Source organism: Arthrobacter sp. NPDC055585, assembly GCF_053619115.1.
Map to the genome: position 1 here is coordinate 147,392 of NZ_JBSHIT010000001.1, position 13,683 is coordinate 161,074.

At 63.0% G+C, this 13,683-nt stretch carries 10 protein-coding genes; 4 read left to right on the forward strand and 6 right to left on the reverse strand.

From position 1 onward, the window contains the following. Positions 1 to 45: 45 nt before the first annotated feature. The 4 genes from sufU to ACWGQ2_RS00670 form a co-directional block, all read right to left on the reverse strand. On the reverse strand, positions 46 to 513 hold the full coding sequence (gene sufU / locus ACWGQ2_RS00655) for a Fe-S cluster assembly sulfur transfer protein SufU (RefSeq protein ID WP_452013243.1): 468 nt from the start codon (positions 511 to 513) through the stop codon (positions 46 to 48). 2 nt (positions 514 to 515) lie between these two features. Beyond that, positions 516 to 1,832: an aminotransferase class V-fold PLP-dependent enzyme gene (locus tag ACWGQ2_RS00660; protein WP_452013246.1), complete on the reverse strand. Its 1,317-nt coding sequence runs from the start codon at positions 1,830 to 1,832 to the stop codon at positions 516 to 518. Positions 1,833 to 1,970: 138 nt separating this feature from the next. Beyond that, positions 1,971 to 3,317, reverse strand: a complete 1,347-nt coding sequence (locus ACWGQ2_RS00665) for an O-antigen ligase family protein (RefSeq protein WP_452013248.1) — start codon at positions 3,315 to 3,317, stop codon at positions 1,971 to 1,973. Between the two features lie 36 nt (positions 3,318 to 3,353). Beyond that, the gene (locus ACWGQ2_RS00670; RefSeq protein ID WP_452013251.1) at positions 3,354 to 4,763 is read right to left on the reverse strand and encodes a Wzz/FepE/Etk N-terminal domain-containing protein; all 1,410 of its coding nucleotides are present in this window, start codon (positions 4,761 to 4,763) and stop codon (positions 3,354 to 3,356) included. A gap of 315 nt (positions 4,764 to 5,078) precedes the next feature. On the opposite strand from ACWGQ2_RS00670, the gene ACWGQ2_RS00675 reads away from it, so the two are divergent. The 4 genes from ACWGQ2_RS00675 (at position 5,079) to ACWGQ2_RS00690 (ending at position 10,191) form a co-directional block, all read left to right on the forward strand. Continuing rightward, positions 5,079 to 6,245, forward strand: coding sequence for a glycosyltransferase (locus tag ACWGQ2_RS00675; protein ID WP_452013254.1), 1,167 nt, complete (start codon positions 5,079 to 5,081; stop codon positions 6,243 to 6,245). A 92-nt stretch (positions 6,246 to 6,337) separates the two neighbouring features. Next, a complete protein-coding gene (locus ACWGQ2_RS00680) occupies positions 6,338 to 7,897 on the forward strand; it encodes a lipopolysaccharide biosynthesis protein (protein ID WP_452013256.1) in 1,560 nt (519 codons plus the stop codon). After that, on the forward strand, positions 7,894 to 8,880 hold the full coding sequence (locus ACWGQ2_RS00685; RefSeq protein ID WP_452013258.1) for a glycosyltransferase family 2 protein: 987 nt from the start codon (positions 7,894 to 7,896) through the stop codon (positions 8,878 to 8,880). The genes ACWGQ2_RS00680 and ACWGQ2_RS00685 overlap by 4 nt, the downstream gene beginning before the upstream one ends. A gap of 180 nt (positions 8,881 to 9,060) precedes the next feature. Beyond that, complete coding sequence (locus tag ACWGQ2_RS00690) at positions 9,061 to 10,191, forward strand: right-handed parallel beta-helix repeat-containing protein (protein ID WP_452013260.1); 1,131 nt, start codon at positions 9,061 to 9,063, stop codon at positions 10,189 to 10,191. 82 nt (positions 10,192 to 10,273) lie between these two features. On the opposite strand, the gene ACWGQ2_RS00695 is transcribed toward ACWGQ2_RS00690, so the two are convergent. Then, positions 10,274 to 12,661, reverse strand: a complete 2,388-nt coding sequence (locus ACWGQ2_RS00695; RefSeq protein ID WP_452013263.1) for a PKD domain-containing protein — start codon at positions 12,659 to 12,661, stop codon at positions 10,274 to 10,276. A gap of 137 nt (positions 12,662 to 12,798) precedes the next feature. Further along, positions 12,799 to 13,668 (reverse strand): hypothetical protein, encoded by an 870-nt coding sequence (locus tag ACWGQ2_RS00700; protein WP_452013265.1) that lies wholly within the window; start codon positions 13,666 to 13,668, stop codon positions 12,799 to 12,801. Positions 13,669 to 13,683 lie beyond the last annotated feature (15 nt).

A 13,683-nucleotide genomic window follows, 5' to 3' on the forward strand; every position in this document is an offset into this window, starting at 1 on the left:
GGAGGAATCCGGCCAGTACCTTGCATATACCGAGTATGCGCCCGGCTACTCCTGTGCCGCCTGCACAGCTTCTTCGAGGGCAACCCAGGCGAGCATGGCGCATTTGACCCGCGCAGGATAGCGGGACACCCCGGAGAACGCAGCGGCGTCGCCAAGTACCTCTTCATCGGCTTCGACGGTTCCGCGCGAGCGCATCACTTCCCGGAAGTTCTCCACCAGGCTCAGCGCCTCTTCCCGGGGCATCCCGGCCATCAGGTCCGTGAGCACCGAGGCGGACGCCATCGAGATGGAACAGCCCTGCCCCTCCCAGCTGATCCCGTCAACCCGAGTGCCGTTCCCGGCGCCGTCGCCCAGCACCGCGCGCAGAGTAATCTCATCCCCGCAGGTGGGGTTCAGCTGGTGGGACTCCCCCGCTGCGGCGCCCTCGGGTGCGTCCTGCAGGCCCTCGCCGTGCCGGGTCTTGGCGTGGTCCAGGATGATCTGCTGGTACAGCTGTTCCAAATCCGAGCTCATGGCTACTTCACTCCAAAGAACGGACGCACGCCGGCTACCGCGTCCAGGAACGCGTCGACGTCGTCAGTGGTGTTGTACAGATAAGTGCTTGCACGGGTGGTGGACACCAGGCCCAGCCGTCGGTGCAGCGGCTGCGCACAGTGATGGCCCACCCGCACCGCGATTCCCTTGTCATCCAGGAACTGCCCCACGTCGTGGGAATGCACGCCCGCGACGTCGAACGCTGCCAGTCCGATGCGCTCCACGCCCGACGGCGGACCCACCACGCGGATGCCCTCGATGGCTTCCAGCCCGGAGACCAGGCGCTGGCCCAGTTCCATTTCCCAGGCGTGGATCCGGTCCATGCCGGTTTCCTGCAGGTAGTTGGCGGCTGTGCCCAGGGCCATGGCCTGGGAGATCCGCTGCGTGCCGGCCTCAAAGCGCTGCGGGGCAGGCAGGTACTCGGCACCGTCCATGGTGACAGTGGTGATCATTGAACCGCCGGTCAGGAACGGCGGCATGGCGTTGAGCAGCTCGGATTTGCCGTACAGCACGCCGATCCCGGTGGGGCCCAGCATTTTGTGGCCGGAAAACGCAGCGAAGTCCACGTCCAGTGCCTTTACGTCCACTGGCAGGTGCGGCACTGACTGGCAGGCGTCGAGCACCACCAGCGCGCCGTGGCGCCGTGCCATGGCCACCAGTTCCTGCACGGGGTTGATGGTGCCCAGCACATTGGAAGCATGGGTAAAAGACAGGATCCGGGTCCGCGGACCGATGATCTTCTCAGCCTCGTCCAGCCGCAGCGCACCGGCGTCGTCCACCGGAATCCAGCGCAGCACCGCGCCGGTGCGGGCCGCGAGCTCCTGCCACGGAATCAGGTTGGCGTGGTGCTCCATCTCGGTGACCACAATTTCGTCGCCCTCAGCCAGAGCGAACCGCCGGGCTGCTGCCCCGCCGCGGCCGGCGGTGGCATTTGAGAAGGAATAGGTCAGCAGGTTCAGGGCCTCGGTGGCGTTGGAGGTCCAGACGATCTCCTCCGGCCGCGCGCCCACAAAACCGGCCAGCGTGGTGCGTGCTTCCTCAAAGACGTCGGTGGCGGCCACCGCCAAGGTGTGCGCACCGCGGTGCACGGCAGAGTTGCGCTGTTCGTAGAACTCCTGCTCGGCCTCGATCACGCTCAGCGGGTTCTGCGACGTTGCACCGGAATCCAGATACACCAGCGGAGCGCCGTTGACCTGCTGGTCCAGGATCGGGAAGTCGTTGCGGATCCGCAGCACCTCGGCGTTATCAATGGGCCCGGCGGCCGGGCGCAGCGTTGCGGGGGTAGTCACCACGGGCACGTCTGTTACTCCTTGGACTGGGAACGCCCTGCGCAGGCATTAGGCAAGACAAATCTTCCCTAATCATCCCACGCAGCGGTTACTAAGGCATCTGAGTCTGGCCTAAGTTTGAGTTCTCCCTGCGCGAAATGCCCCTGCTCAGCTATTAAAAGCCAGTGCCGCAGGCCTGGCCGGATCTGCCTCCGGCCCCGTAGTGGTGCGCACTCCCCACAGACGCAGCCGTTCGGCGGCGGTCTGCGGCGGCACTGCTGTTGTCCTCCGGCGCTCCCCCTCGGCAACGGCTAGTGCCACCACTGTCCATAGCAGGATCGCGGCAACGGATCTCGTCGCCAGCGCACTGTAGGTCTGGGGAATGGCAATGGCCAGAAGTGCCGCCACTGCGTATCCGCTGGTAAAGGTGAAGCGCAGGCTGCGCGTTGCCAGCACCAGGAGGAGGCCGAAGTAGATTGCGCTGAAGAAAATCCCGAAGTCCACCGCATACATCAAAAACGAATTCTCAAGGCTTGTTCCCAGCCCCACTTCTTCGGCTAGACGGTAACTCGAGTTGATTCCCCCTCCGGTAAACAGAAAGTCCGGCCATTCACGCAAAAACGCGTCCATGGCCAGGGCCCTGGCCTGTGCAGAGCCGGTGTCATCCTCCAAGCGTGCAAGCACACCCGCAGCCAGCGGGCTGGAGATCACCCACGCCGCGAACGCGGCCAGCACCGCACCCAGCGCCACGGTTGAGAAGAAACCCCGACGGCGGCCCAGAAGCACATAAAGGACAACGATGACCATCACCGCCAGACCGACCCGGGACTGGGACGCAAGCACACCGGCTGAGAGAAGTCCCAGCAGCACGGCCTGCAGCCAGGTACGCCGCAGACCTGCAACCAACGGAGCGATTACGCATGCTGCGAGTGACAGCGCCAACGGCTGGTCCAACGTCCCCATCCACCGCCCGCGCTCAGGCTTAAACCAGTAACGAGTGGAAAACCCGGACTCGTAGAACAGTACTTTTCCACTGACCACCTGCGCCAAAGCCACCAGGCAGACCAAGGCACCAAGCAGCAGCAGGCCATTGCGCAGCTGCCGGATCATTTCCGGATGGCGTGCGGCGTTGGCGACGATGTAAAGAAAAAACAATCCCGGTGTCAAGATCTGGTCCATCAGGAGCACCATTCCCCCGCCGGACCCTGCCAGCTGGGTACTGGCCGCTGCCGCCGCCATCACCATAGCCCAGGCAACGACAGCATATATGTGGCGTGCGATGGCGTCTCCGAGCACAGTTGGCGCGGAGAGCACCTGGACTGCAAACACGGCAAACACAAGCCAGCTGGCCGCGTGGAAGGAAACCGCACCTGAGTTCTGGCCGGTCAGCAGGTAGCTGCCGACAGCGGGAACAGCGAACCATAGGGCAAGCACCGCGAAGGCGGCAATTGCCGGACGCCTGCGCAGAAAAACCGCCAACAGGAGGCACGCTCCGATCCACCCGATTAGCTGCATGAACTGCGCCTCAGACAGTCCGGCATCGCGCCGGACTCATCCGCGCACATCGGCGGGCTGGCTGTCCCTGCTGCCGGCAGGATCACCAGTGTTGCCGTCTGACTTCGCTGCTCTGCCGGCGGGGGTGGAGCCCACGGTCCGCGAACGGCGGAAGCGATGGTCCTCGCGCACACCGGTCAGCACCGTGCCAAGCACCGTGCAGCGGACAGAACCGAGCCGGCGCAGCGCCGTCGACACATCCGCTGCGGAGGTACGTCCCCGCGCCAGGACCAGGACAGTGCCCTCAGCTTCCGCGCAGACGATCAGGGCGTCACTGCCCTGCAGCACGGCAGCGGTGTCCAGGACTACGACGTCATAGGAAGAGCGCAGTTCTGCCAGCAGCGCCGGCATCCGCCCTCCGGAGAGCAGCTGGGAAGGCTGGCGTACCGATGTACCGGCCACCAGGATGTCAAGCTGCCCTGCAGTCTGGATGGCAGCAGCCGGCAGCGCTGTCCCCTCAAGGATGCCGGCGAGTCCCGGCCCGCTTTGCACACCGGCAGCCTCCGCGAGCACGGGATTGCGCAGATCCGCTTCGATAAGCAGCACCCGGGCAGGGGTCTCCGCGTAGGACTGGGCCAGACGTACAGCTGCGGAGGTCTTGCCGGCGCCCGGATTCGCGGCGGTAACGGCAATCGTCCTCGGCGGCGTACCCGGAAGATGAACCAGGCTGGTGCGCAGTATCCGCATCGCTTCTGCCACAGCCGCACCCCCGGAGGACCTGCCCTGCCCTCCGAATGCACCGGCCAGCTGATTCCCCGGGACTGAGGCCAGGTTCGCCAGACCGCTGGCAGCTTCGAGTTCAGATACCGAACGAATGGAGGTATCTGTGCGGACCCGTAGAAGCACCATCAGCGCGCCGGCACCCAGACCCAGAACGGCACCGATGGCTAGGTTCAGCTGGGGACGAGGCCGCACCGGCCGATCAGAGGTTGTGGGGCCGGATACAACGTTCAACACCGTTTCCGATGTGGAACCGCTTTCAAGGTCATTAACCATGTCCCCGAACGTTTCCGCTATTTGAGTAGCGATTTCGTCGGCAGTCGACTGATCCGGTTCCATGACATTCACTGTCAAGGTCAGTGTTTCCGGATCCCCGTATCCTGAAATGCTGTTTTTCACTGCAACCGGATCAAGATCCTCCTGGCTCGCGGCGGTAATGCGCTCGGCGAACTGGTCGCTTTTCAAGAGCACGGCGTAGGCCGTGATTCGTCCCCGCACCAGTTCATCTGACTGAAGCGCACTCTGCCGCTCGGTGCTCGGCGCCACGACGTAGAACTGCACTGTGCTCCGATACACCGGATCACTCGATGATGTCACCGCCCATGCCCCGGCGATTCCCGCGGCCAGGAAAAGCAGGAGCAGCCACCAGTGTCTGAGAAACGCGCGCAGGTATTCGCTGAATGTCACGGTTGAGACCCCATCTTTCACTACTTTTTCACTGCTTGAATACACCGCCGGAGAATGTGTCCGGACTCCCCAATACCGAACGGCTCTCTCTAATTAGTGACTCTTCCTACCACGGCGTACTACGTGTCAGAACCGTCTTGCTTACTCCACTTTTCTCGTGCTCCACTTGCCCGGAAACTGGGCAATTCCCCACTCTGGACGCCCGGGGCCCGGCTGCGTATCCTTGCGCTGAAAATTACTCCCAGGTCTCCGGGAACTACTCCGCTGCTCAGGTCTCGAACGTGCGGCTGCGATTTTTTTAGGGGGAATTACGCATTGCCGAATTTATCCATTCTGATGGCCCACCCAAGCGCAGACATGTACGGCAGTGACCGCATGTTCCTGGCTGCGGCGTCAGGCCTGTCAGGCCTTGGACACCACGTCACCGTCTCCCTGCCGGCTCCGGGGCCGCTCGCCGATGAACTCAAGGGCAGAGGGATCGACGTCGATCTGTGTCCCACAGCCGTGCTGCGCAGGAGTGCCCTCTCACCCAGCGGTGTGCTTCAGCTGACATGGTCTTCCGGGCAAGGGCTCGCCCGAGGTTCCCGGCTGCTGGCCCGTCTCCGCCCGGATGTGGTCTATAATTCGACGGTCACGATACCGCTGTGGAGCATACTCGGGCGGATACACCGGATCCCGGTGCTAACCCACGTTCATGAAGCCGAGGGTTCAGCCCACCCGGCGCTTAGAACCGCCCTGGCCATGCCTTTGTTCGCTGCCAGCGCGGTGATTGCCAATAGCCGCTACGCTGCTGAGGTTCAGGAACGCAGCTTTCCTCCGCTCCGGGGGCGGATGCGGGTAGTGTTCAACGGCGTCGACGGGCCTCCGGAACCAAAGTCCGCCCGTGCTGAAATCTGCGGCCCTGTGCGTCTGCTTTACATCGGCCGGCTCTCCGAACGCAAAGGAGTGGACGTAGCGGTTAGGGCCGTGGAACTGCTTCACCACCGCGGAATCGCGGCATCGCTGGCAATAGTGGGGAGCGTTTACCGGGACGATGAGCCTTACGAGCAGGCGCTGCGCACCGCTGCGCGTGAAAGCGGGCTGGAAAGCAGTGTTGTCTTTCATGGATACCAGTCCTCCGTTTGGCCGTTCCTCGAAGAGGCGGACATCGTTCTCGTCCCGTCGCGAAGGGACGAATCGTTCGGAAACACTGCGGTGGAGGCCATGCTGGCCGCCCGGCCTGCAGTTGTCAGCGACACGTCGGGACTCCGCGAAGCAGCCGGCGGCTATCAGTCTGTGAAGCTGGTTCCAGCAGGAGACGCCGCGCAGCTGGCCGGCGCAGTGGAATTGATACTCGGGGACTGGACCGGTTTCCGGGATGCAGCCGTGGCTGATTCCGCCGCTGCCGCAAACCGGCACAGTCCAGGGTCGTACCACGATGCGCTCTCCGCAGAACTTCTTAGAACTGCTCAGGGACTAACGTCACCGGGACTCAGGGTGTGAGGAACTTTCCCAGCACCTCCCGAAACAACCGGGTTTCCCGCGGAGAGGACACGCCTGCGGGCGCAGACGACCCAGTTGCCGACGGCGGTTTCGTGCAGCCAGACACATCATCCGCAGGTCCGCGCCACCGGCTTGAGCCTGAGGCACAGCCCCGCCCCCCGGAACCAGAAAACGCGGGTGAGCTGTCCGCCGCCGCTGTTGGAGACCGCACGGCCAGCGGCGTTCGCTGGAGCATGCTCTCCGTATTGGCCAAGCAAGGCTTTCAGCTCCTTTGCGCAGTGGTGCTCGCCCGGCTGCTGGGTCCGGAGAGCTACGGGATCATTAGTGTCACCAGCATCTTCGTCGTCTTTGTGACACTCCTGCTGGACCAGGGGCTCTCCGCCGCCCTCATCCAGCGGCCAGGCCTGTCCAACCGTGCTGCCGGGGCCACCTTTACGGTGAACCTGATTCTGGCCGTGCTGGTGGGCGGGCTTACCTGGCTGAGCTCCGAGGCCCTTGCCGACTTCTTCAGGGTCCAGGAGCTGGAGCTCGTCCTCAAAATACTGGCTCTGGCCATTCCACTGAAAGCCCTGAGCATTACCCCGCGGGCCATGCTGGCGCGGGATCTGCGGTTCCGTGGCATATCCACCGCAGAAATAGGCGCAGCCGTCGCGGGCAGCGCCGCAGGCATTACGGCTGCACTTCTGGGCGCCACCTATTTCTCGGTGCTTTACCAGGTAATCGTTACGGACCTGGTTACAGCCGCCGTCCTGTTGGCTGCCACACGCGGCCCTCGGCCCAATCTTCATTTCGGTGAGGTGCGGGCCCTGCTTCCCTTCAGCCTGCGTGTCTTCGCCACCAACGGGCTGGCCTACTTCTCCAGGAACATCGACAACATACTCGTGGGCCGGGTCCTCGGGGTAACTTCCCTCTCGCTGTACGGCATGGCCTACCGGGTCCTAGTGGTCCCGGTCCAGCTCATAGGCCAAACCGTGAACCGAGTCATGTTTCCTGCCTTTTCCCGCCTCGCGGCGGACCCGGAGCTGGTGGCCGGCAAACTCAGATCAGCCATGGCTTTCCTCGCACTGTGCGTGGTTCCGCTGATGGCATTCACTGCTTGTGCCGCGCCCGTACTAGTGGATCTGGTGCTTGGCGAGTCGTGGAGTGCTGCGGCACCGCTCATGAGTGTGCTGGCAATCGGCGGCGCCCGGGAAACCGTCTTCTACCTGGCATCTTCCCTCATGAAAGGGATGGGGCGGGCCGGGCTGAACCTCAAGTATGAGGTCGTGGCCACCGCTGCCCAAGTGGGAGGGATTCTTGTTGGACTTCAGTACGGTCTGCTGGGCGTGGCTTTGGGTTACACCATCGCGGGCTTCGTCCTAACGCCCGTACTGCTGGTGCTGCAGTCCCGTCTCTGCCCGCTTTCCGTCCGCGCTCAGCTGAGGGCTCTGTGGCCCCCGATCCATGCCAGTATCTGGGGCAGTGCAGCGTACCTGCTGCTGGACCGGACGGACCTGTCCTCCGTTGCGGCGTTGCCAATCGGACTCGCGGTCTTCCTCTGCGCCGCTGCGGCCACGCTTTTCCTTTTCCACCGCAGGACACTTGCTGCGTTCCCTTCCCAGCTTGCCCGGTTCGTCCGTCCGGGCAAGCGCACAGAACCCGGAGCCCAATGATGACTATTCACCGTGAACCACCTGCCGAGGCATTTCCGGCATCCGCCGTCCCAGCCGCCCTGACCGCACCGTTGGTGATCGCCATGCTGACATACAAGCGGCCTGATGACTTGGCGCAGGCTTTACCGCCCCTGCTCGCCCAGGCAGCTCGGGCGTCCCTGCCTGCGCAGGTCCTCGTGGTGGACAACGATCCTGACGGTGGTGCACGCACCGCCGTCAGTGACATCGGACACCCCGCTCTGGTGTACATTCACGAGCCTCGTCCCGGCATAGCAGCAGCTCGAAACAGGGCCCTGGCAGAGGCATCCGATTCCGCTTCCCTTCTTGTATTCATAGACGACGATGAAGTTCCTTCGCAGGACTGGCTGCAGCAGTTGGTTGATCTCCAAAGCGCCAGCGGCGCCGCTGCCGTGGTTGGGCCGGTCATCTCTGAGTATGCTCAGGCGCCGGAGTCCTGGATCACAGCGGGGGCCTTTTTCAACCGCCGGCGACTGCCAACCGGTACGCGGCTAAGTGTCGCCGCAACTAACAACCTGCTCCTGGACTTACGCCAGATCCGCTCACTTGGCCTCTCATTCGATGAACGGTTTGGCCTGAGCGGCGGATCCGACACACTCTTCACACGCCAGCTGGCACAATCCGGCGCCGTCATGCTCTGGTGTGACGAAGCAACCGTCGTGGACCGGGTGCCGGTCTCACGTCTAACCCGCTCATGGGTGCTCCGACGGGCCTTTCGCAGCGGCAACGGGCATTCACGTGTGCGTCTGGCTACCACGCCGAACAGGACGCGGCGCGTGGTTCTCCGAATCCAGCTCTGCGGACCCGCCCTGGTGCGGTGTGCAGGCGGAGCAGTGCGCTGCGCAGCCGGAACCCTGACCCGGTCCGAGGTGCACCAGGCCCGGGGAGCGCGGACTGCCGCGCGCGGGGCGGGAATGCTGACCGGCGCATTCGGCTACATCTACAGCGAATACAAGCGCTCATAGTGCATACCCGGATACGGGAGTTTTGAATCAGATAACAATTCAATTACGCTGGGGCCCGCATGCCGATCCCGACCCGCTCCGAGCGGCCGGGACAGACGTGCGCTGGGGGGTACAGGCACACACCCGGTCTGCCGCTTGATGGGTGCGTGCATGCAAGCACCCATTCCAACAAAGGCATCCATGACCATCTCGATTCAGCAGCACAAGACACAAAAACTCTCCCGATGGCCTCTGAAAACCGGTTTTCCTTCGGCTGCGGCGATCATTTGCGCGGTGGTACTCACTGCATTCAGCGCGCCGCAAGCTGCCAGCGGTCTATCGGTGGCACCCAAGGATACGACGCTGTCCGGAGCAGCGATGACCGTCTCTGAATCCGGCACCGCGCTGCAGAGCCGAGCTGTCCCTGCACCCGGAACATACAAGCCCTCGGCTGCAACGACAGGTGTTATTCCTGGTACAAAGCTGGCCAAATACAACACGGCAGGTGCGGACCTTGTGATCACCAAGGACAACACCGTACTGGAGAACCTGGAAATCTACGGTGACGTGAAAGTCCGGGCAAACAACGTAACTATCCGCAACAGCGTGCTGCGTGGTGGAGCACATGCCCCAGGCAACGCGACTGCCATCGTTGATGCAACCAGTGCCAAGGTAAAGAACCTCAAAGTGGTTGACAGCACCATCAAACCCCAGCGTCCCCACGCGTATCGCGACGGCATCACAGGCCACGACTATACTGCGGTGCGCAATAACATCTCCGGCACCAACGACGGTCTGGGAATCTTTAACCGTCCCGGCGGACCTGTCGCTGCGAACGTAGTCGCCGAAGGGAACTACATCCATTCCCTTACATACTTCGACTACTCTCCAGTGCACCGGGACGGCACCCATAATGACGGCATCCAGGTGCAGGGCGGCCAGAATATCCGAATCAAGGGAAATACCGTGGTCGCGAACGTGGTTATAGGTAAAGGCAGTGGCCCCGGGGTCTACACCCCGCACGGCGGACTCGGAATCATGCTTCAGCAGAATACCTCTCCCCTGGCGAACGTGGTGGTCGAACGAAACTACGTCGATGACGGTACGAGCAGCATCAACATTGACCGCGGCAAGCACCCGGTCATAACTGTCACCGTGAAGGAGAACCTGCTTGGCCGGAACCAGTACAAGTTCAATGGCAAGGGCATAAGTCCAATTCGGATCATCGACCGCAAAGCCAGCACTGTTCACGGACTCTCTACAAACAAGTGGGAACATTCCGGTCAACGCCTCGACCAGACATCTCCGTCCGGAATCATCTACAACAAATAGGCGTTCCGCCAGGAGCCGTTTCGGACTTAAGTGAAGCCCGGCAGCTCGAGCTGCCGGGCTTCACTGCAACACAAATCGGCCGTTACGGCACGGCAACCGTCAGGTTGTCGAAGCGGATTCTCACGGGAACGTTCGTGGAGCTGCCGGACACGTAACTGGTCAAAGCTATCGACCCTGCCGCCAACGGGGCGGAGGAATCAGCCGCTGTGGATGTCCAAGTCTCCGGCTCCGCCGAGCCTGCCGGCCAGACCTTAGCCGACACCAGCGCCGGGGCCGACTCCCTTACTTGGAACCGGATCGACAGCGCCGTGCCGGGCACTGCCGTCAGGCCCGATACCGAACGGGAAGCCAAACGGGTAGCGGTGCCGCCGGTTACCCGGTTCAGGTCCAGTACCACCCGGCCGGACGAGGAAACTTTCGCCACGGCCTGGTATTCGCCTGTGCCGGATAACCGGGCTGACGCGGTTAGATATACCCCGCTGCCGTCCGCGAGATTGTCCAGCATGCTGTCAAAGCGCATGTCCGTATCCGTCAGAGCCACGGCAGGCAGCTGCGCCGTCAGTCCCAGCCCTGGACGGTCCAGCAGCATACTGCCGGTTCCATCCACCGCCCAGTGCGCCGGGCTGCCCGTATGGCGCCAGTCCCCTCCCGTCCCCGCAGCACCCCAGTTGCCCGTGCCGGATCGATCGAAATTGTCCAAGACACGGCTGGGGCCGGGTTCAGGCGGGTCGGGGTCTTCCGGAGCGGGGACTGTTTCACCGGCGACTTGGATCCTGACTATGTCGCTCTTCACCTGGTTGCCCAGCGGATCACGAATATGGATCCGATACGTGTGCTCACCAGCAGGCAGTCCGGAGTCAACGAACTCCAGTGTGGGTCGCTGGTAGAAGCGGGAGGAGTGTCGGACTGTATGCACCGGCGCAGCCCGGCTGTCCCGGATCACCTCGTAGGTGAGCACCTCGTTGTCCCTGTCATGGTTGGCCTGCCATCTTACCCGAACGGTCCCAGGGGCTGTATTCAGCAGGGCAGGGTTCGCCCTCGCACCGGATACGCGCGGCCCGTCTTTGTTAGGCGCCAGCTGCCGGACGGCAAACCGCACCAGGCCCTGCTGCGGCTTGTTGTTAACGTTTCGAAACTCCCCGGCCATGGCGACGTAACTGGAATTCCCGGCGACGGCCCACGGGCCCTGGCTTTGACCCGTGGCTGTTCCCGTGTCCAGGTCCGGGAACCAGTTCAGCAGGCTTGGTGACGGTACTCCCGTGAATGAGGGATATCCGTGTATGTCCTTGGTCATCGTTCCTGTTGCGGCCTTGCTGAATGCAACCGCACGGTACCAGGTCCGCGGCTCGGTCTGGGGAAAGCCGCCGATGTTCCCGCAGTAATGCGGATGACCAGCCAGATAGACGGCTGTCGAAGATGCCCAGATTCCGTAGCTGTCTCCATGACAATCCTCAACCCACTTAAGACTGCCGTCTGACCAGTTACCTGAAAAGGAGCCCTCAAGGTTTCCGCCGGTCCCGAAGATGTAGCCGGTGCCGTAAAAGTTCACGCCGTCAGAGGAGAGGGAAAGGATGGCGGAGTCTTTGCCGGCGTTGCGCACGGTGTTGTTCACGCCAAGCGACATGGATGCCCCCGTGGTGGCGTTGACCCTCCCCAGGCCATAACCCGGGCGGTTCGAACCATTGAGCGTGGAGAACGCTCCGCCGACGACGACCGCGGAATTGTTCGGGGCGAGAACCAACGCGTTGACCCGGTTGTTCGCTTTGGGATTCCACGGCAGCAATGCACCGTCTGAAGCACGGAATGCGGCCAGCCGGTCCCGGGACGCAGAACCAACCGCGATAAAGCTGCCTCCGGCGTAGACGGTATCCGCGGTGGCGGCGAGCGCCCGAACAGATCCACCCGGCTTGGGGTTGAAAGCCTGGATGATGGAGCCATTCCCGGTGTTGAGGGCAACGATGCGCGAACGTGCCGTTCCGTTAACCGAGGTAAAGTCACCGCCAACATAGATTCGGGATCCATCCGGGGAAGCAGCGATGCTCAGGGCCTGGCCGTTCAGGCTGGGAGCGAATGAACTCAGCAGAACCCCGGTGGAAAGCTGATAGGCCAGAATGTTGTTTCGGGTGACTGTCTGGGCACCGGGGGCGGCATTGGCGGGCCTCGCCCTGGTGAACTTGCCCACTACGTAAACAACGTCACCGACGATCACCTGCTGCCACGCAACTCCGTCCAGCTGGGCGGTGGGCAGCGGATCGGAAGACACTGTTACCGGCGTGGCGGGGTCCCCCGGATTGAGCGGAGCAGTATCCGCCGATGCTGTACCGGTTTGCAGGCCAATGCCTGACAACACCAGTCCGGCTGCGCACATCAGTGCAAAGGCCCGGCGCTTGTGCCGTCGCGGGAGACGCCGGAGCCCCCGGCCTGTATCCATCACTGTCGGGCTGCTGAAGGCTGCGGCTCTAGAACTCATGCTGACCCCTTTTCGGGTGCTGTCTCGCTGCGTTCCTTCTCCGTGCTGAACACCTGTTCAGGCCCGGGGTGGAACCAGCGGCCGCCGTTGCCCCTCAGCTGCAGTTCTGCGGCTTCGTCCTTGGGGAGACCTTTCGGTTAGCTCACCGCCCCTTCCATGGCTCGGACATCCTCTTCCCTGTACAGGCGCCGAATCCACTCGTTGTTGCGTCCCTGCATCACGTTCGATGACTGCAGCGAAACTGCCTGGCTCCCCGGCACAACGGGAAAGTGCCTGGGTGTCCCGGTTACCTGCCGCACCGCAAAGTGGTTCCGAAGTGCCTGCCAGTGCAGCCAAATGTCATCCGCCGTCGGACTGAGCTCCCGGAAACCCGCCCCTGCCTCTGCCAGCTTCTGGATAAAACCGGGCGGGTAAAGAACGCCGGATACGCCCAAAGCCAACTGGTCGCGGCGCGGTTCCGGGGTGCGGGACGGCAACCAGTTTTCATACGGAGCCACGAGCCCGTCCTTCGTCTGAATGCGGTTAGCCCAGTGGCAGCTGACAGCATCCGGGTACTTTGCATATGAGCTGCAAAGCGCCGCGAGCCAGGACCGGGGATACAGAATGTCATCGTCCGCGGTTACCAGCGCCGTCGTGTGCTGTTCCATGGAAACGGCATAAGGGTAGTACTTGGTGTGTGGCCCGAATCCCTCCGTAACCTCGATTTCCAGCCCCCTGCGCTGCAGCCGGACGAGGGCGGCGGTTGGGGCAGCAGCAAATGCCGGGTCTTCCACCCAGAGAATAAGGCGCTGCGGTTTCACCTGGCCCCGGGCAATTGACTCAATAGTGAGGTGGACAGAGTTCAGCCGGGTCCCATAGCTGGTGAGGGACACGTTCACTGGAGCGCTGCCCAGCACCGGGACGGAGGAGATCCTATTGCGCAGCGACAGCAGCGGAGCAGCTGCCCGGGCTGCGCCTCGGCGCACCTGACGCCGCGCCAGCCGGACCCAGGGCCGAACCGTCTCCAACGCCGTGGTCCGCTG